The organism is Pseudomonas sp. LAIL14HWK12:I10 (assembly GCF_900184205.1).
GTDB classification, from domain to species: Bacteria; Pseudomonadota; Gammaproteobacteria; order Pseudomonadales; family Pseudomonadaceae; genus Aquipseudomonas; species Aquipseudomonas kermanshahensis.
The window spans coordinates 292,923-311,045 of record NZ_FXWU01000009.1; the positions used below are offsets into that span (position 1 = coordinate 292,923).

The following is an 18,123-nucleotide window of genomic DNA, read 5'->3' on the forward strand; positions in this document are numbered from 1 at the left end:
GGGTATACGCGCGCCTTAGGCCCTGATTGCGGCCTCAAAAAATAACAAATGTGCAAGGAGTCGTTCATGAGTTCACAACTACCTTCGCTAGGATTCGCCGGCATTGGCCTGATGGGCCTGCCGATGTGTCGGCGCCTGCTGGCTGCCGGATACCCCTTGACGGTGTGGAACCGCAGCCCGGACAAATGCGCCGAACTGGTGGCGGCAGGCGCGCGCCTGGCAGCAAGCCCGGCCGCATTGTGCCGCGACAGCGATATGGTGCTGCTGTGCCTGGCTGACACGCCGGTGGTGCGCGAGGTGGTGTTTGGTGAACAGGGCATTGCCCAGGGCGGGCGCAGTGGCCAACTGCTGATCGACTTCTCCAGCCTCGAACCGACCGCCACCCGTGAGATGGCTGCCGAGCTCGCGGCGCTGTGTGGCATGGCCTGGCTGGATGCGCCGGTGTCCGGTGGCACGCCGGGGGCCGAGGCCGGCACCCTGGCAATCATGGTGGGTGGCGAAGCGGCTGACTTGCAACGCGCGCAGCCGGTGCTGCTGACCCTGGGCCAACGTGTAACGCACATGGGCGCCGTGGGTGCAGGCCAGGTGACCAAGGCTTGCAACCAGATGATTGTGGCCTGCAATGCGTTGGTGATCGCCGAAGTGGTGGCGTTGGCCGAGCAATCGGGGGTTGATGCGACACTGATCGCTGAGGCGTTGGCGGGAGGTTTTGCCGATTCGAAACCCTTGCAGATCCTCGCCCCGCAAATGGCCGAAAGCCGCTTCGAGCCGATCAAGTGGCATGTGCGTACGCTGCTCAAAGACCTCGACAGCGCGGTCAAATTTGGCCGCGAGCAGGGTTCGGCGACACCGCTCAGTGGCCTCGCCGCGCAATTGATGCGCTTGCACGGTAGCCAGGGCTACTTGCAAAAAGATCCGGCGACCCTGGTATCGCTGTATCGCAGCAAGGGCTGAGCACGCCTTTGTCGCGCTCCAGCCGCTCCAGGATGGGCCGCAATTCGCCCAACGCCACCGGGCGGCCGAGCAGGTAGCCTTGCAGGTAGTCGCAGCCGTGGGTTTCGAGGAATTCAAGTTGCTCGACGGTTTCCACCCCCTCACTGACTACCTGCAAGTGCAGGGTGTGGGCCATGACGATGATGGCCTGGACGATCTCGCGGTCTTTCTGGCTGCCGGGTACCTCCTGCAGGAAGGTCCGGTCGATTTTCAGCACGTCCAGCGGCAGGCGCTTGAGGTAGGCCAGTGACGAATAACCGGTACCAAAGTCATCAATCGACAAGGCCACGCCGAGGGCGCGCACGCGCTTGAGCAGGTTGACTGTGCGCTGAATATCGCCCATCAAGGCATTCTCGGTGACTTCAAGCTCCAGGTGGCGGGGCGCCAGCGCCGAGTGATACAGCGCTTTCTCCACTTCGCTGGGTAGCTCATCGTGGCTGAGGGTTACCGCCGAGCAGTTGACGGTGACCTTAAGGTCGGCAAAGCCGTGACGGTGCAGTTGCGCCAGGTCGGCGCAGGCGTGGCGCAGCACCCACAGGTCGAGGTCGATGATCAAACCATTCGCTTCGGCGATACCGATGAACCGGTCGGGCCCGAGCAAACCGTGTTGCGGGTGCTGCCAGCGGACCAAGGCTTCGAGCTTGGCCACCTGGCCATTGCGCAGGTCGAAGATGGGCTGGTAGTGCACGCACAGCCCGCGTTCCTCCAGCAGCGCGATGCGCAGTTCTTCTTCCAGCTGCAGGGCGAGGGTGGCGCGGGTTTTCAGGCTGTCGTTGAAGAAGTTGAGGCTGTTGCGGCCGTTGCCCTTGGACTGGTACAGGGCAAGGTCGGCGTGCTTGAGCAGCTCTTCAGCGGTGTGGCCATCGTCGGGGAAAATGCTGATACCGATACTGGTGGTCATGACCATGCGCCGGCCACCCAGGTCGATGGGTTCCTTCATCCGTTGCATGATGCGCTGCGCCAGGTGGCGTGCCTCGTCACGGTTGTTGAGGCTGGTGACCACGCAAAACTCGTCGCCCCCGAAACGCGCCACCAGGTCGTGGCTGCGGGTGGCTGCCTTGATGTGGTTGGCAATCACCTTGAGCAGTTCGTCGCCGGCGGCATGGCCAAGGCTGTCGTTGATCCGCTTGAAATGGTCGATGTCGAGGAACATCACCGCCAGGCGGTTTTGACTGGCGGTCTGTTCGGCGAGGCGTTCGGCGAAGACCTGATTGAAACCGCGGCGGTTGATCAGGTTGGTCAGGGCGTCGTAATGCGCGGCCTGTTGCAGCGAGGCCCGTGCCTGGTCGAGCTGGCTAAGCAGGATGCTGACCCGGCGCAGGTCGTGCTCCTTGCTTTGCAGCTTCTTGTCGGCCAGTGCCGCACTGATGCTGGCGCCGCTGATCAGCAGTGTAATGAAGGCAATGGTCAGCCCCAGTTGCAGGCTGTTGTCTGCCGAGGGCAGGCGCAGGGCGGTATCGGCGGGGATGACCAGGGTCATGGCCGACATCGCGGTGAAGTGGGTCGCGACGATGCCACCGGCCATCACCAGGCTGGCGCCGTACTTCAGGGCTTGGTGCAACGTGCCGCTGCCATTGCGGAAATACCGCGCCAACAGCAACGCCGCGAGGCTGGTGAGCATAGCGATGACCACGCAGGCGAGTAACAGCCCGGTCTGGTAGTACTGCCGGGCGCCGGTCTCGAGGGCGGCCATGCCGACAAAGTGCATCAGGATAATACCGGCACCAATCAGCACGGCACTTTGCAGGTAGTGCTGCACTCGCATTTGGCTGCGGTTGAGGCTGTTCATGCCCAGCCAGGCAACGATTAATGCAATGAGCAACGAGAGGACGGTCAGCGAGACGTCGTAGTGGACTTCCACCGGCGCCTGGAAGGCCAGCATGCTGATGAAGTGCATGGCCCAGACACCGCCAGCCAGGCAACAGGCGCCAAGCACGCGCCACTGGCGTTGCGCGGTGGGGTGTTCGTTGTGGGATTGCCGCTCGGCCATGTCCAGGGTCGCGAAACAAGCCGCGCAGGCCACGGTAAAGGCGAGCAGAACGAGGAAAGGCTCGTGGCGACAATCGATGACGATGCGTCCGGTTGCCGGCAGATCGGCGAACAGTTGCAGTCCCAACCAGTCCATTGCGTGCCTCTTGGCCGAGTTTTCACGCGTCTCCGGTAGAACGCCTTGGGAGACTGTCCAGAGGCAGTATAGGAAGAGGTGGTTAGGCCTTCCTGACTAATGGCACTTTGATTTCTACGATTTGGTTATGCGTTCAATAGCAGCCAGGAATATGGCTACTGGTGCCGCGCCACCTGTAGGAGCAGCCTTGCGCTGCGAAGAGGCCGGTAAAGCCACAGCATTTGGCTGTGCCTGAACTGGCCTCTTCGCAGCGCAAGGCTGCTCCTACAGGGGCGGGGTGTATCAGCCGGCTACCAGCACGCGAATGGCTTCGAGGCGCAAGGCAGCTTTTTCAAGCATCGCCAGGCCTTCTTCACGCTGCTTGCGCAGGGCGTCGATTTCGCTGTCGCGCACGCTTGGGTTGACGGCTTGCAGGGCAACCATGCGCGCCAACTCTTCGTCGGCCTCGGCCTGCAAGCGACGCTGCGCTTCGGCCACCCGCTCGACGTGGGTCGGCATGATCTTGGCTTCACCACCACTGATGCGCTGGGTCAGCACATCACGTTGCGCCTGGACGAACTTGTTGGCGCTGGCGCGCGGCACGCTTTCGAGCTGGTCGTTGAGCGTTTCGAATGCCACGCGCGACGCCAGGTCGTTGCCGTTGGTGTCGAGCAGGCAGCGCAGGGCTGCCGGCGGCAGGTAACGTCCCAACTGCAGGGCGCGCGGTGCTACCACCTCGCTGACGAACAGCAGTTCGAGCAACACGGTACCTGGCTTCAGCGCCTTGTTCTTGATCAGCGCAACAGCGGTGTTGCCCATCGAGCCGGACAGCACCAAGTCCATGCCACCCTGAACCATCGGGTGCTCCCAGGTCAGGAACTGCATGTCCTCGCGGGACAACGCCTGGGCGCGGTCGTAGGTGATGGTCACGCCTTCGTCGTCACCCAGCGGGAAGCTGGCGTCGAGCATTTTCTCGCTCGGCTTGAGGATCAGGGCGTTTTCCGAATGGTCTTCGCTGTCGATGCCGAACGCGTCGAACAGGGTTTCCATGTAGATCGGCAGGGCGAACTGGTCATCCTGCTCGAGAATCGCCTCGACCAGTGCCTGGCCTTCACCGGCCCCGCCAGAATTGAGCTCCAGCAGGCGGTCGCGGCCGCTGTGCAGCTCGGCTTCCAGGCGCTCGCGTTCGCCGCGGGCATCGGCCACCAGTGCATCCCAGGCTTTGCTGTCACCGCTTTCGAGCAGCGGCAGCAGGCGAGGGCCGAACTGATGCTGCAGGGCATTGCCGGTCGGGCAGGTGTTGAGGAAGGCGTTGAGCGCTTCGTGGTACCACTGGAACAGGCGCTCTTGCGGGCTGTCCTGCAGGTAGGGCACGTGCAACTGGATGGTGTGCTTCTGGCCGATCCGGTCGAGACGGCCGATACGCTGCTCGAGCAGGTCCGGGTGGGCCGGCAGGTCGAACATCACCAGGTGATGAGAGAACTGGAAGTTGCGGCCTTCGCTACCGATCTCGGAGCAGATCAGCACCTGGGCGCCGAACTCTTCGTCTGCGAAATAGGCGGCGGCGCGGTCACGCTCGAGAATGCTCATGCCTTCGTGGAAGACCGAGGCAGGAATGCCGGAGCGCACGCGCAGGGCGTCTTCCAGGTCCATGGCGGTTTCGGCATGGGCGCAGATCACCAGTACTTTGGTGCGCTTGAGCATCTTCAGGGTATCGATCAGCCAGTCGACCCGAGGGTCGAAACGCCACCAGCGCTCGTCGTCAGTGATGTCGCCCTGCGCCTGGAAGGCGACTTCCGGGTACAGCTCGGCTTTTTCGCCAGGCGGCAGGTCGCGGTACTGCTCCGGCATCGCTACCGGGTAGGCATGCAACTCGCGCTCGGGGAAGCCCTGAACGGCTGCGCGGGTGTTACGGAACAGCACGCGGCCAGTGCCGTGGCGGTCGAGCAGCTCGCGGATCAGGCGCGCGCTGGCTTGGGTGTCACCATCGCTGACGGCTGCCAGCAAGGCTTCGCCTTCGGCCCCGAGGAAACCATGGATAGTGGCGTGGGCCTCCGGCGACAGGCGACCTTCGTCGAGCAGCTCCTGTACCGCCTCGGCGACCGGGCGATAGTTTTCGCTCTCGGCACGGAACGCCACAAGGTCGTGGAAACGGTTGGGGTCGAGCAGGCGCAGCCGGGCGAAGTGGCTGTCCTGGCCGAGCTGTTCGGGGGTGGCGGTGAGCAGCAGCACGCCAGGGATCACCTGGGCCAGTTGCTCGACCAGGCCGTACTCGGCGCTGACCTGGTCTTCATGCCAGACCAGGTGGTGGGCTTCGTCGACCACCATCAGGTCCCAGCCTGCGGCAAACAGCGCGTCCTGGGCTTTTTCGTCGTCAACCAGCCATTCCAGGGCCACCAGCGCGAGCTGGGCGTCTTCGAACGGGTTGCTGGCATCGCTCTCGATGAAGCGCTCGGCGTCGAACAACGCCACTTGCAGGTTGAAGCGCCGGCGCATTTCCACCAGCCATTGGTGCTGGAGGTTTTCCGGGACCAGTATCAGTACGCGGCTGGCGCGCCCTGAGAGCAGCTGGCGATGGATGATCAGGCCTGCCTCGATGGTTTTGCCCAGGCCGACTTCGTCCGCCAGCAGCACCCGGGGTGCGCTGCGGTCAGCGACTTCACGGGCGATGTGCAACTGGTGGGCGATCGGTTGTGCGCGGCAGCCACCCAGGCCCCAGAGCGACGACTGCATCTGCTTGCTGGTGTGCTGCAAGGTGTTGTAACGCAGGCTGAACCACGACAGCGGGTCGATCTGGCCGGCGAACAGGCGGTCGCTGGCCAGGCGGAACTGAATGAAGTTCGACAGTTGGGTCTCCGGCAGGGTACGCGGCTGGTTTTGCCCGTCCAGGCCGTGGTACACCAACAGGCCATCGACATCGTCGACCTCGCGCACGGTCAGCTTCCAACCGTCGAAGTGGGTGATCTGGTCACCTGGCGAGAAGCGCACGCGGGTCAGCGGCGCATTGCGCAGGGAATACTGGCGGGTGTCGCCAGTGGCCGGGTAGAGCACGGTCAACAGGCGGCCATCCTGCGCCAGGATGGTACCCAGGCCGAGCTCTGCTTCGCTGTCGCTGATCCAGCGTTGCCCCGGTTGATACTGCTGCGCCATACTGCCTGAACTCCCGCGATGAAAAGCCGGCTATGTTAACGGATCGGCCGGTCAGACCAAAGTGTTGAAGTGCACCGAAGGGTGCCGAAGACCAACAGTCTAGCCGTTTCATCGACCAACACCGTCTTGTAGACGAGGGCCGCGCACCAACATGTCCGCCAAGCACCGCTGGTTGAACGTATCCCTGGCCGTGAGCAGCCTTGTGCTGCTGGCCGGCTGCGAGCAAAAAAGCTTCGAGACCTTGCCGGCGATTACGCCCGGGCAGCTTGAGGCACTGGGCGTCCAGACGCCGATCAAGAGCGTGCACTTTCGTGACCGCGACGGCGAAGGCCTGCTGGTGCTGAGCCGCACCGACGGCCAGGCCACCGACGCGGAAAACCAGCAGGAAGTGGACAAGGTAGTGCTCAAGGCCACGCTGTATGGGCGCACGGCCGAAAGCGATGCGTTCAAGGCACGCTGGCAGATCGAGCAGGAAACCACCTGCCCGGGGCTGGACCTGGATGTCGACTTCTATTCCGATGTCAGCGATGTCAGTGACCTGAACAAGGACCGTATCGCCGAACTGACGGTTGCCAGCCATGCCTTCTGCGGCGGCGGCATCGACCCCCACGATATCGCCATCGAAATGCGCGAAGGCCAGGCCATCTACACCATTACTGGCCAATCGCTGATCACCCCGGCGGGCGAGGAGCCGATCGGCGGCGAGCGCGAAGACAGCGCCTCGCTCAAAAGCGCGCCGCAGGTACTGCGCGAGCACATGGACGCAGTCTGGCAGCAGGTCTACAAGCGGCCCTGGAGCGAGGCGAGCCCGCCGAGCGATGACGACCCCGATGACGAAGTCGAATAAGCGTTGTCTCTGTTCAAGGTAGGACAACGCCCGCCGATACAGGGGTAATAGGAGACTTTCCATGTTGCCGCCGATTATTCCGCTCAGTGCAGCCCCGGTAACCTCGCAACAGGACCCGGTCAAACCCACTCCCGACATCAAGCCGGTGGTCCCCGCGCAGCCGACCTCCGGTGAAAGCGCCATCAACCTCAAGCAGCAGCGCGACCCGCAGGAGCAGGCCTTGATCCTGCGTGATGAACAGCGTCGTCAACAGCAACGTCGGCAAAAAAGCGACAGCGAGCTTTACAGCGCGTTACCGGGCGATGAAGTCAATGCCGACAACACCGTGCCGGTCGCCCCCTTGATGGGCGAGAGCCCACGCCAGGGGCTGCTGGTCGACATCGAAGTCTGACGCGGGGCTGGTCAGCGTCACTGGCTGGCTTCATCATGCAAGTCTCTGTTGATCGTCGAGCCCACCCATGAGCCAAGACAACCTCATCGATTTCGATGCCGAACGTGCCAAGCGCGTCCACGACCTCAAGGAAAAGCGCCTGAACGAAGTGCGCCAGGCCTTCGAGCAAGCCATGCCCCTGAGCGCGGCAAAGAAAAAGAAGCCCAAGGGCAAGCCCAAGAAGCGCTGAAACTTGACGCAGGTCAACCCTGCGCCCGCCTCGCGTGCCCGGTCCCGGGCACCATTGACCCCGGTCAATTTTCCCCGCCCCCACATTCGTTACCTTGCATCCATCGGACAACGGCAAACGAAGAGGGAGGCCGACATGTTCTTCGACAACGTGGTTATCGCAGGTGTGGTAACGGTCGGGTTGATGGTCGCATTCTTTGCCGGTCTGGGCATTTTCATCTGGAAGGACTCGAACAAGCGCAAGCCGCGCTGACCTTCCGGGTTCACGAGCACGCAAGGCATTTAGGGCGACTTCGGTCGCCCATTTTTTTTGCCTGCGAAAAGTCGGGCAGCGCATTTCAATAAAGATGATTAGCTAGCTAATTAATCGTTTCCGCATTATCCTTCGCTTCATTGTCTATCGTTTACCTGATCATCCCCGCAAGGTCCGCCTCGTGCCCATCACTTTCCAGGCCCTGTTCGCACCCAGCAGCCTCGCCCTCAAGTTCGCCATCAAGACCGTGCTCGGTGGCGGCCTGGCGCTTTGGCTGGCGATGCGCTGGGGGTTGGAGCAGCCGTCATGGGCATTGATGACGGCGTTCATCGTGGCTCAGCCGTTGTCCGGCATGGTGGTGCAGAAGGGCCTTGCGCGCCTGGCCGGCACCCTGGTCGGCACGTTCATGTCGGTAGTTTTTATCGGCTTGTTCGCCCAGACGCCAGGCCTGTTCCTGATCGCCCTCGCGCTGTGGCTGGCACTGTGCACGGCCGCGTCGACGCAACTGCGCAGTGCCTGGGCCTACGCCTTTGTGCTGGCCGGCTACACCGCCGCGATCATCGCCCTGCCGGCGATCGACCACCCGTTGCAGGTGTTCGACCAGGCCGTGGCGCGCTGCACCGAGATCTGCCTGGGGATTTTCTGCGCTACCGCCACCAGCGCCCTGATCTGGCCGCTGCGTGTGGAACAGCAACTGGGCGGGCAAGCCCGGCAGGCTTGGCAAAATGGCCTGCAGGCGGCCAGTGCCATGCTGGGGGGAGAGGATGAAGCACGCAAAGGGCTGCTGGAAAGCCTTGGGCGCATCGTCGCCATCGACAGTCAGCGCGAACATGCCTGGTTCGAAGGCAATCGCGGGCGTCAGCGGGCGCGCGCCATTCGCGGCCTGAGCCAGAAGCTGATGGTGCTGCTGCGTATCTCCCGTTCGGTGCGCCGGCAGTGGCGCCAGCTCGATGAAGGTGAAGCCCGGCACCTGGCGCCCTGGCTGGAGGCGGTGCGCACGCAGTTGGGTGCACCCGACCAACCCGGCCTGTTGCTGTTGCGCCAACGCATCTGGGATGCCGCCCATGATGAGCAGATCAGCGCTGCCGAACATTACTGCCTGGCGCGCATGACGCTGTTGCTGGACTACGCGATGGCTGCGACCCAGGCGCTGGACGACGTCGAAGCGGGCAGGGCGCCCAAGGATGTGTCCCAGGGCCTGGCCGCACACCGCGACTGGTCGCTGGCACTGTTGTTCGGTTCACGCAGCGCGCTGGCGTTTCTGGTGATGAGTGGCTTCTGGCTGGCGACCGCCTGGCCCTCTGCGCCGGGCGGCCTGGTGCTGACCTGTGTGGTCTGCAGCCTGTTTGCCAGCCGCGAAAACGGTGCTCAGATCGGCCTTAGTTTCTTGCGCGGCATCTTTCTGGCGATCCCCGCGGCGTTTCTGGTCGGGCAGATTCTTTTGCCGCAGTGGAGCAGCTTCGCCATGCTCTGCCTGGGCATGGGTGTGCCGCTGTTTCTGGGGGCGCTGGGCATGGCCCACCCGCGTACCGGCGCCACCGCGACTTCGTATTGCCTGCACTTCATCGTGTTGGTATCACCGCTCAATGCCATGCAGTTTGGCGTGGCCAGCATGCTCAACAGCGCGCTGGCGATGCTGGTGGGCGTGTCTGCTGCGGTGATGGCCTTTCGTTTGTTGGTGTTCCGTCACCCGGCCTGGCTGGGCAAGCGCCTGCGGGCGGCGACCCAAAGCGACCTGGTGCGCCTGACCCGGCGCGACCTGCGTGGCGCCGACAGCTGGTTTGGCGGGCGTATGGCCGATCGCCTCTTGCAACTGGCGCGGCATGCCGGCGAATTGCCCGAAAGCGAGCGCAAGCGTTGGGATGACGGCTTGCACGGCCTGGACATCGGCGACGAACTGGTGCACCTGCGCATGTGCCTGGCGGTCGCCCAGGCGCCGTTGGGCCGTGCTGAACGCGAGTACCTGCAGCAGGTGGAGGCGGTGCTGGCCAAGGGGCCGGCGCCGGGCCGTGGGCAACGCCTGGACAGCGCCAGTGAACAATTCATCGCCGCCTTGCGTCGGCTGCCGGCAAGCGACCCGTTGCGCCTGGCTGAAGGTGCAGTGCTGCAGTTGCAGAAGAGCTGGGGCAAATGGTGCCGCTGGCAGGAGGACGTGCATGGGGTTGCGTGAATGGGCGCTGGGCGGCGTGCTGCTGAGCCCGTTTCTGATTTATGTGCTGCTGGCGCTGGTGCTCACCGGGGTGTTGCGCTTGTTGGTGCAAGCCACGCCGTTGGGTCGCTGGATCTGGCATGAAGCGCTGTTCGACGCGGCGTTGTTCGTGTGTGTGTTGTTCCTGGTGGTGCGAGTACTAGGGGCTGCATAAAGGCTCTTGTAACGATTTTTGTAAGGAGTGATTCAATGCGTGCCGCCGTACGTACCCTGGTAACCCTGTGTGTGGTGGCCCTTGCCCTGTTGGCAGGCTACCAGCTGTGGCAGTACTACATGCTGACACCCTGGACCCGCGATGCCCGGGTGCGTGCCGACGTGGTGGTGATCGCACCTGACGTTTCCGGTTGGGTGCGTGAGCTCAAGGTGCATGACAACCAGCAGGTCAAGGCGGGCGATTTGCTCATGAGCATCGACCGTGAACGCTTCCAGGCAGCCTTCGACCAGGCCAGCGCCGTGACCGAGACCCGCGCCCAGCAACTGCGCTTGCGCGAGCGCGAAGCGGCGCGGCGTACTGCCCTGGGGCCGGAGGCAATCAGTGCCGAGCTGCGTGAAAATGCCCAGATCAACGCCGCCATCGCCCGCGGTGAACTGCATGAGGCCGAGGCGCAACTGCAAGTGGCCAAGATCAACCTGGCGCGCAGCGAAGTGCGGGCGCCGCGCAGTGGCCATATCACCAACCTGCGCCTGGCCCAGGGCAACTACGTGAACACCGGGGAGTCGGTGATGGCCCTGGTGGACGATTCGACCTTCTATATCCAGGCCTACTTCGAAGAAACCAAACTGCCGCGCATCCGCGTCGGTGACACGGTCAAGGTCTGGTTGATGGGGGCGGGCGAGGCAATGCAGGGGCATGTGGAGAGCATCAGCCGGGGCATCACCGACCGCAACAGTAATCCGGACAGCCAACTGTTGCCGGAGGTGGAGCCGACCTTCAACTGGGTGCGTCTGGCGCAGCGGATACCTGTGCGGATCCGCCTGGACGAGATCCCGCAGGGCATGAACCTGAGTGCCGGCATGACTGCCAGCGTGCAGGTGCATGAGGACCGGGTTACGCAATGAAGGGAAGGCCGAACCCTCTTACGGGGCTGCCGGCGGCTGGCGGAAAACCTTGGCGAATGCGCGGTGACTTGCGTTAGGCTGGCAACTGCGAGTTGCCCGGCAGAGGCGACCGTTTGCAGCCCGGCGTGCGTCACTTTCGACTTGATTGCGAGGTTACGGCATGGCCATCACTTCCCAGGACATCTGCAACGCGGCGGAGCAGCTCAACGGTTTCGTTGGCTTTCATGGCAAGCGCGGCGTTCATATCGTGCGTTTTTCCGAAGACTCGTTCGGCATGGACGTGGCCGACGACAGTATCACCCCCTGCAGCGAATTCGTCTGGCGGCCCGAGCAAGGCCCGCGCATGGCGTTGTGCCGAGAGCGCCTGGCACTGCTGCTGGACCAGCATGTGGATGACCGCTTGAACATTGGCGAGCCCTTGCGCGCTTACCTGCGGCGCAGTGATTTGCCCGAGATCGTGGCCGAGCGCAACAAGCGCTGACGCCCTGCTGTTCACGGGGGCAGCCTTGTTCTGCGAAGGCTGCCTTTACAGCAGGCGCCTGGCCGAGCCTGTGGGCGCCTGTTGCAGCAAGGCTTCGAGCGCCTCTTTAGGTAAAGGCCGGCTCAGGAAATAACCCTGCACCTCATGGCAGCCGTCCTTCTCCAGTGTTTTGAGCTGCTGTTCACTTTCTACGCCCTCGGCCGTCACGGTCAGCCCCATGGCTTCACCCAGGTTGATGATGGCTTGCACCACGGCGCGATCATTGCCACTGGTGTTGTTCAGCCCGGCTATGAAGCGTTTGTCGATCTTGATGCTGTCGAACGGGTACGTGCGCAGATAGCCCAACGATGAGTAACCGGTGCCAAAGTCATCCATGTTCAGGCGAACACCCAGCTCCTTTAGCGAAAGCATGGTGCTTAGCGCGCCTTCGATGTCGTTGAGCATCACGTTTTCGGTGATTTCCAGTTCAAGGCGCTGGGCGGGGAACGCGGTTTCCAACAGGATCTCGCGAACATCGGCTACCACGTCGCTGCGCAAGAACTGCGCAGGTGACAGGTTTACCGATATCAGCAGGCCCTCCGGCCAGTCGTGGGCCGTGCGGCAGGCTTCGCGCAGCACCCAGCGGCCCAGCGCGACAATGATGTCGCTCTGCTCGGCCAGCGGGATGAAGGTGTCTGGCCCGAGCAACCCCTCCTGCGGGTGCTGCCAGCGCAGCAGGGCTTCGACCGCGACGATGCGCAGGTCGCCCAGGCGATAGCGTGGCTGGTAATGCAACGCGAATTCCTGGTTTTGCAGGGCCCGGCGCAGATCATTCTCCAGTTGTCGGCGGTACTGGATCTGTTTGTTCATTTCGGCGGCGAAGTACCGCCAGGTGTTCTTGCCCTCCGCTTTGGCCTGGTACAGCGCGATGTCGGCGCAGCGGATCAGTTCGCCGGCATCGAAGCCCAGGGTGCGGCTCTGGGCGACGCCGATGCTAGCGCCGATGTGCAGGGGCTGGTTGTCGAAGACGATTGGTTGCTGCAGCAGGCTAATCAGGCGGGCGCAGAAACGGTCGACTTCAGTGCGGTTATCCATGCCATTGAGCACCAGAATGAACTCATCGCCACCCAGGCGCGCGACCAGGTCGACATCGCGGGTGGTGTCGCGCAGGCGTGTCGCCACCTCTTGCAGCACAGCGTCACCGGCGGCATGGCCGAGGGAATCGTTGATCGGCTTGAAGTTGTCCAGGTCCAGCAGCAGCAACGTGAGTGGGGGCGAGTCGCTGCCGCGCAATAACAACTGCTCAAGGTGCCGAGCGAGTTTGTTGCGGTTGGCAAGCCCGGTCAGCGGGTCATGCAGTGACAGGTGCTGGATGCGTGCATGGGCGTCGACTTCGTCAGTGATGTCGCTGGCGGTGCCGCGAAAACCCGTCGGTTTGCCGTCGTACCAGATCGCCCTTGCCGAGATGCGGCAATAGCGGTTTTGCCCATTGTGGTCACGGTAGGTACAGCGCAGGTTTGCCAACTGCTGTGGGTCGGCGGCGGCCAATGCGTCCAGCCAGGGTGAGAGTGGCGTGGTGTCGCAGGCCAGCAGCTGGTTTACCGGCTGGCCCAGCCAGTCGTCCACCGGGTAGCCGGTGACGCTGACGAAACGCTGTGAAAGATAGGTCAGGCGTTGTTGTCGGTCGGTTTCCCAGATCCAGTCGGATGCGGCTTCGGCGACGGCGCGAAAACGCTGCTCGCTGGCCTCCAGGGCCTGGTTGCTCTGCTGCAGGCGCGCCAGGCTAAGGTCGATGGCGCGGGAGCTGCGCAAGGCGTGGCGGAACAGGTAAAGCATCACCAGGCCGAGTATCAGCAGCGCGCACAGCAGCGGCGGCAGCATCGCCCACAGTAATTGCTGGCCCGGCAGCGGGCTGGTCCAGGCCAGGTGGAAGCCGGTATCGCCCAGCGCGATACGCTGCTGGCCATGCTCGCCGGTAGCGTCTTTCTCGAGGTGCATGCCCGCCAGGCCGGCGCCGGTACCCAACCGTGTGAGTTTGTCGTCGGTCAACTGGTCGACGAACAGCATGACGGGTGCCTGGCGCACTTCGCTGTCCGACACGTCTTTGTCTGGCCGTACGGCCGCGGCGCTGAGCACGGCGGGCCATCCGTTGAACAGCACGAACCGGGTGATTTGTTCGCGGGCGCTGGCAGCCCCCCGCGCTTCATTGATGATGGGTTGCAGCGGCGCTTCTATATAAGTGCTGGCGCTCGCTTCACTGGGCTTGCCTTTGAACAGGGCGTAGGTGGTGCGCTGGTCGTCCACCACGAACACACCTTCGTAGCCACTGGCGCTGTATAGCGATTCCCCGACGTTCTTCTCTTCATAGGCCCACTGCCAGTCCGCCTTGCCGGCCAGGTGTTCAAAGGCGGCATCCCACACGGCATAGCTGGACAGGAATTGGCGTGAGGCAAGCAGCCGTTGCTCGAGAGCTTGTGAGGCATGGAAGGCGCTGCGCTGTTGCTCTTGGTGATCGAGGGTGGCGGCGATGTTGAGCAATGCGCCCAAGGTGACCAGGCAGGCCAGGCCAAAGACCACGCAAAAGCCTGCAATCAAGCGGCGAACTTGAAATCGGGGTGTGGGTAGGGTGGGTGGAAGGTTGGCGGTCCTGGCCATGTGCGGGTGACTCCTTCAAGAACAGCAGCCTCCCGCAAGGCAATCAGGAAGGAGGTTCAGTCAGGATAGGCCAGCCTGAGGCCGGTGGCCTCGCGTTGCGCGAAATTGACCTGGTCGCGGCCAGCGTGCTTGGCGGTGTAGAGCGCCTTGTCGGCCTGTTCGAGCCAGTGTTCGGGGGATTCAAGGTCAGCGTCGAAGGCAGACAGGCCGATGCTGAGGCTGATCCGCAAGTGTGGTAATTGCGGGTTGCGGTAGCTCGCCACCCGCTCGCGCAAGCGCTCCATGGCCAGGCAGGCCTGGGCCTCGTTGGTGTCCGGCAGGATCACGCAGAATTCGTCGCCACCGTAGCGCCCGGCCTGGTCGACCTCACGCAGGTTGCGTTTGAGCTCTTCGCTCATCTGACGCAGCACGCAATCGCCGATTACGTGGCCAAACGTGTCGTTGATGGTCTTGAAGTGGTCGATGTCGATCAGGGCGATGACCGCCTGTTGCTGCTGTTGCTGGCAGGTCTGGAACTTGAGCAGCAGCAGGTCTTTCCAGGCACCGTGGTTGAGCAACCCGGTCAGGCTGTCGGTAAGGCTTAGCGCACTGAGGCGGCGCTTGTGCTCTGCCAGTTTGATTGCCAGGCGGTAGCAGACCCAGCCCAGGGCCAGCGGGTAGAGCGTCAGCATTGGCAAGCACGCGTAAACCTGCAAGGGCGTGGCAGTGAGTTGCAAGCCAGGGCCGAGCACGAGCGTGGCCAGGAGCATGCCGGCAAGCTGGGCCAGCACGCCGCGAACGACCAGGCGCTTGCCGCCCGCGGCCACGTTGTTCATGGTCATCATCGACAGCACGGTCACGCTGGGCAGTGGGTTGAAGTGCATGGCGGCGGTCCAGAAGCCGCCCATCAGCGAGTCCAGCAGCAGATTGCGCTGTTCTGCCTGATAAGGCGCTGCCGAGCGCATCGCCCACAGGTAGGCTAAATGCGGCCAGACAATCCCGTTGAACAGCACCAGCAGCCAGACCCAGGTAGGCGGCGATAGCGGCGCCATGGCAGCCATTACACTGAACAGGCCGATGCCCATGCCGATGATGCGCGGCAGGTAGATGCGCTTGACGAAAGAAAGGCCCTTGCCGCTGCGGTTGTCCATCATGGTCATCGTTCTTCTGCTAAGGCGCCGTTTATCGCATAACGCGTGTGAATATTGTTGAACAGTGTTTCATCTATGAAAAATGACCTTACAAGCCAATTCACGGTTGATCTGATCACTGTGGGGTAATATGAAGGCTTTCCTGTTGCTTGGAGTGCTCATGCTCGTGGTTCCCATGGCTAACGCTGCCGGCGAGTCGGCGCCTCAACGGGACGGTCGTTTCCATAACCAGGCCCGCCTGCCTCAAGACGGCGTGATGAAAAAGCTGCGCATCGGCCTCAAGTACCTGTTTTTGCGCAAGCCGCCCGACACTCGGCCCTCCACCCCCCTCCATGTGCAGCCCATGACCCGGCAGCAGGTGCTTGATGCACCTGATCACAGCCTGTGGCGCCTTGGCCATTCGACGATATTGCTGAAGTTGCGCGGGCGCTTCTTTATTACCGACCCGGTATTCGCCGAGCGCGCCTCACCGGTGCAGTGGGCAGGGCCGCAACGTTTCCATGCGCCACCGCTTGGCCTGGACGAACTGCCGCCATTGGCCGCGGTGATCCTGTCCCATGATCACTTCGATCATCTGGATGAGCAGGCGATTCGACGGCTTGCCCCGCGTACGGGGGTGTTTCTGGCACCGCTTGGGGTGGGTGACCTGCTGATCGAATGGGGGGTTGCAGCAGACAAGGTGCGCCAACTGGATTGGTGGCAGGACACTGAAGTTGAAGGGGTACGCTTTGTCGCGACCCCAGCACAGCACTTTTCAGGGCGTGGCCTGTTCGACAGTAACCGGACCTTGTGGGCGTCCTGGGTGGTGATCGATGAACAGCTGCGGTTGTTTTTCAGCGGCGATACAGGCTACTTCGAGGGCTTCAAGCAGATCGGTGAGCGTTTTGGGCCTTTCGACCTGACCCTGATCGAGACCGGGGCCTATAACGTCGCCTGGCCGAGCGTGCACATGCAGCCGGAGCAGAGCCTGCAGGCACACCTCGACCTGCAGGGGCGCTGGATGCTGCCGATTCATAACGGCACCTTCGACTTGTCCACCCATGCCTGGCAAGAGCCATTCGAGCGCATCCTCGCCCTCACTGAGCAAGCGCAGGTGCGGCTATGCACCCCGCAGATGGGCGAGCGGGTCAGCCTGGACTCGCCGCATGCCGGGCAAAACTGGTGGCAGCCCAAGCCTGCGCATCAGCGAGAGCGGTCGACAGAGCGCGCCGTGGCGGTGCGCTGAGGGTCATTTTTCAGCGTCTCGCTGGCGAGGTGAGGGCGGCTTCTGGTCCTCCAGTAAACGCGAAGGCGGTTTGCCGCTGTCACTGCGCACCTGCGCATGGCTGATCAGCGCGAAGATGAAGCTGCCACCGATGATGTTACCGGCGAGGGTCGGCAGGGCGAATGCCAGCAAGAAGCTGCGCCAGGTCTCTTCACCGGCCCAGACCAGGTAGGACACTTCCACCGAACCGACGACAATATGGGTGAAGTCACCCAGCGCCATAAAGTAAGTGATCATCAGGATGATCCAGATCTTGGCGTGCTCCATCGACGGGATCATCCAGACCATGGTGGCGATCATCCAGCCCGACACGATGCCTTTGGCGAACATCTGGCCGATATCGTTCTTCATTACCTTGCGCCCGACCTCTAGGAAGGCCACATCGGTCTTGCCGTCGAAGATCGGCAGTTCCAGCATGACCCAGGCCACCAGCAGGGTGCCGGCCAGGTTGCCGAGCAATACCACGCTCCATAGGCGCAGCAGGCGACCCAGGTTGGCCAGGGTAGGCGAGGTCATCACCGGCAGCACGGCGGTGAGTGTGTTCTCTGTAAACAGTTGCTGGCGGGCGAGGATCACCGCCAGGAAACCTGCACTGTAGCCAATGCTTGCAATCACCTGGGCGCTGTCGCCCTCGGGGAGGCGGGCATAGAACAACCCCATGGCCATGAGCGAGAGCCCCATCGACAACCCGGCAGCCAGCGCTGACCACCACAGGGCTGCGATCGTGCGCTCAAGCTCTTGGTCGCCCTGGTAGCGAATGATCTCGTGCAGCACCGCTGCCCTTGGCGGCTGGTTATGGCTGACCTCCTGCTCTTCGTCCGCCGACAGGCCTGGCGTTTTCTCGCTTTGCGTCTCGCTCATGGTTGCCACGCTCCGTGGGGTGTTTATCTACAGATCGGTTGCGTGTTCATTAGTTGCGAAGGCCGGCCAAGTACTGCTGGAAAGTTTTTTCAGATCAGGGTGTTGACTCTGATTTCAAAGCGCGTATTATTCGCCTCCTCGCAGCGATGAACGCTTCGGGGCAAGCGGCAAGTTGTTGAAGTTAAAAGCTTTCGAAAGAAAGCGAAGTTAAAAACTTCAAAATAAACGCTTGACAGCAAATGAGGAAAGCGTAGAATGCGCGCCTCGGTTGAGACGAAAAGCTCTTAACCAAACGCTCTTTAACAAATTGAATCAAGCAATTCGTGTGGGTGCTTGTGAGTATGGACTGATAGTCACAAAGATTATCAGCATCACAAGTGACCATGCGAGAAATCACATAGTCATTTGAGATTGCTGAGCCAAGTTTAGGGTTTCTTAAAAACCCAAGCAGTATTGAACTGAAGAGTTTGATCATGGCTCAGATTGAACGCTGGCGGCAGGCCTAACACATGCAAGTCG

Annotated in this window: 15 protein-coding genes and 1 rRNA gene; 11 read left to right on the top strand and 5 right to left on the bottom strand. The window is 62.5% G+C overall.

Annotated features, from left to right (window positions below; translation table 11 throughout):
• The first annotated feature begins 66 nt into the window (after positions 1-66).
• A complete protein-coding gene (locus QOS90_RS20845; protein WP_085273534.1) occupies positions 67-954 on the top strand; it encodes an NAD(P)-dependent oxidoreductase in 888 nt (295 codons plus the stop codon).
• On the opposite strand, the gene QOS90_RS20850 is transcribed toward QOS90_RS20845, so the two are convergent.
• A complete protein-coding gene (locus QOS90_RS20850; protein ID WP_085273533.1) occupies positions 854-3,118 on the bottom strand; it encodes a putative bifunctional diguanylate cyclase/phosphodiesterase in 2,265 nt (754 codons plus the stop codon). The genes QOS90_RS20845 and QOS90_RS20850 overlap by 101 nt on opposite strands.
• Before the next feature lie 282 nt (positions 3,119-3,400).
• Positions 3,401-6,247 carry an RNA polymerase-associated protein RapA gene (gene rapA / locus QOS90_RS20855; RefSeq protein WP_085273532.1) on the bottom strand — a complete coding sequence of 949 codons (2,847 nt, stop codon included), beginning with the start codon at positions 6,245-6,247 and terminating at the stop codon, positions 3,401-3,403.
• Between the two features lie 151 nt (positions 6,248-6,398).
• Here rapA and QOS90_RS20860 point away from each other — a divergent pair, with 151 nt between their 5' ends.
• The 8 genes from QOS90_RS20860 (at position 6,399) to QOS90_RS20895 (ending at position 11,715) form a co-directional block, all read left to right on the top strand.
• Complete coding sequence (locus QOS90_RS20860) at positions 6,399-7,094, top strand: M949_RS01915 family surface polysaccharide biosynthesis protein (protein WP_085273531.1); 696 nt, start codon at positions 6,399-6,401, stop codon at positions 7,092-7,094.
• A gap of 61 nt (positions 7,095-7,155) precedes the next feature.
• The gene (locus QOS90_RS20865; protein ID WP_085273530.1) at positions 7,156-7,485 is read left to right on the top strand and encodes an aspartate-semialdehyde dehydrogenase; all 330 of its coding nucleotides are present in this window, start codon (positions 7,156-7,158) and stop codon (positions 7,483-7,485) included.
• 67 nt (positions 7,486-7,552) lie between these two features.
• Positions 7,553-7,714 carry a hypothetical protein gene (locus QOS90_RS20870; protein ID WP_077068735.1) on the top strand — a complete coding sequence of 54 codons (162 nt, stop codon included), beginning with the start codon at positions 7,553-7,555 and terminating at the stop codon, positions 7,712-7,714.
• 135 nt (positions 7,715-7,849) lie between these two features.
• Positions 7,850-7,966: a cytochrome c oxidase subunit CcoM gene (gene ccoM / locus QOS90_RS20875; protein WP_003254862.1), complete on the top strand. Its 117-nt coding sequence runs from the start codon at positions 7,850-7,852 to the stop codon at positions 7,964-7,966.
• Positions 7,967-8,147: 181 nt separating this feature from the next.
• On the top strand, positions 8,148-10,136 hold the full coding sequence (locus tag QOS90_RS20880) for an FUSC family protein (RefSeq protein WP_085273529.1): 1,989 nt from the start codon (positions 8,148-8,150) through the stop codon (positions 10,134-10,136).
• Complete coding sequence (locus QOS90_RS20885) at positions 10,123-10,329, top strand: DUF1656 domain-containing protein (protein WP_027594247.1); 207 nt, start codon at positions 10,123-10,125, stop codon at positions 10,327-10,329. The genes QOS90_RS20880 and QOS90_RS20885 overlap by 14 nt, the downstream gene beginning before the upstream one ends.
• A 35-nt stretch (positions 10,330-10,364) precedes the next feature.
• The gene (locus tag QOS90_RS20890) at positions 10,365-11,234 is read left to right on the top strand and encodes an efflux RND transporter periplasmic adaptor subunit (RefSeq protein WP_027594248.1); all 870 of its coding nucleotides are present in this window, start codon (positions 10,365-10,367) and stop codon (positions 11,232-11,234) included.
• Positions 11,235-11,394: 160 nt separating this feature from the next.
• Positions 11,395-11,715, top strand: coding sequence for a DUF2025 family protein (locus QOS90_RS20895; protein WP_085273528.1), 321 nt, complete (start codon positions 11,395-11,397; stop codon positions 11,713-11,715).
• 45 nt (positions 11,716-11,760) lie between these two features.
• Here the strand turns inward: QOS90_RS20895 and QOS90_RS20900 are convergent, their stop codons facing one another.
• Together QOS90_RS20900 and QOS90_RS20905 are read right to left on the bottom strand one after the other, a co-directional pair.
• Positions 11,761-14,349: a bifunctional diguanylate cyclase/phosphodiesterase gene (locus QOS90_RS20900; protein ID WP_027594250.1), complete on the bottom strand. Its 2,589-nt coding sequence runs from the start codon at positions 14,347-14,349 to the stop codon at positions 11,761-11,763.
• Positions 14,350-14,405: 56 nt separating this feature from the next.
• The gene (locus QOS90_RS20905) at positions 14,406-15,479 is read right to left on the bottom strand and encodes a diguanylate cyclase (RefSeq protein ID WP_033694182.1); all 1,074 of its coding nucleotides are present in this window, start codon (positions 15,477-15,479) and stop codon (positions 14,406-14,408) included.
• A gap of 130 nt (positions 15,480-15,609) precedes the next feature.
• Between QOS90_RS20905 and QOS90_RS20910 the strand changes: the two genes are divergently transcribed.
• Positions 15,610-16,704 carry an MBL fold metallo-hydrolase gene (locus QOS90_RS20910; RefSeq protein WP_027594252.1) on the top strand — a complete coding sequence of 365 codons (1,095 nt, stop codon included), beginning with the start codon at positions 15,610-15,612 and terminating at the stop codon, positions 16,702-16,704.
• Between the two features lie 3 nt (positions 16,705-16,707).
• On the opposite strand, the gene QOS90_RS20915 is transcribed toward QOS90_RS20910, so the two are convergent.
• Positions 16,708-17,604, bottom strand: a complete 897-nt coding sequence (locus tag QOS90_RS20915) for a formate/nitrite transporter family protein (protein WP_027594253.1) — start codon at positions 17,602-17,604, stop codon at positions 16,708-16,710.
• 455 nt (positions 17,605-18,059) lie between these two features.
• Here QOS90_RS20915 and QOS90_RS20920 point away from each other — a divergent pair.
• Positions 18,060-18,123 (top strand): 16S ribosomal RNA (locus QOS90_RS20920); the annotation flags it as partial.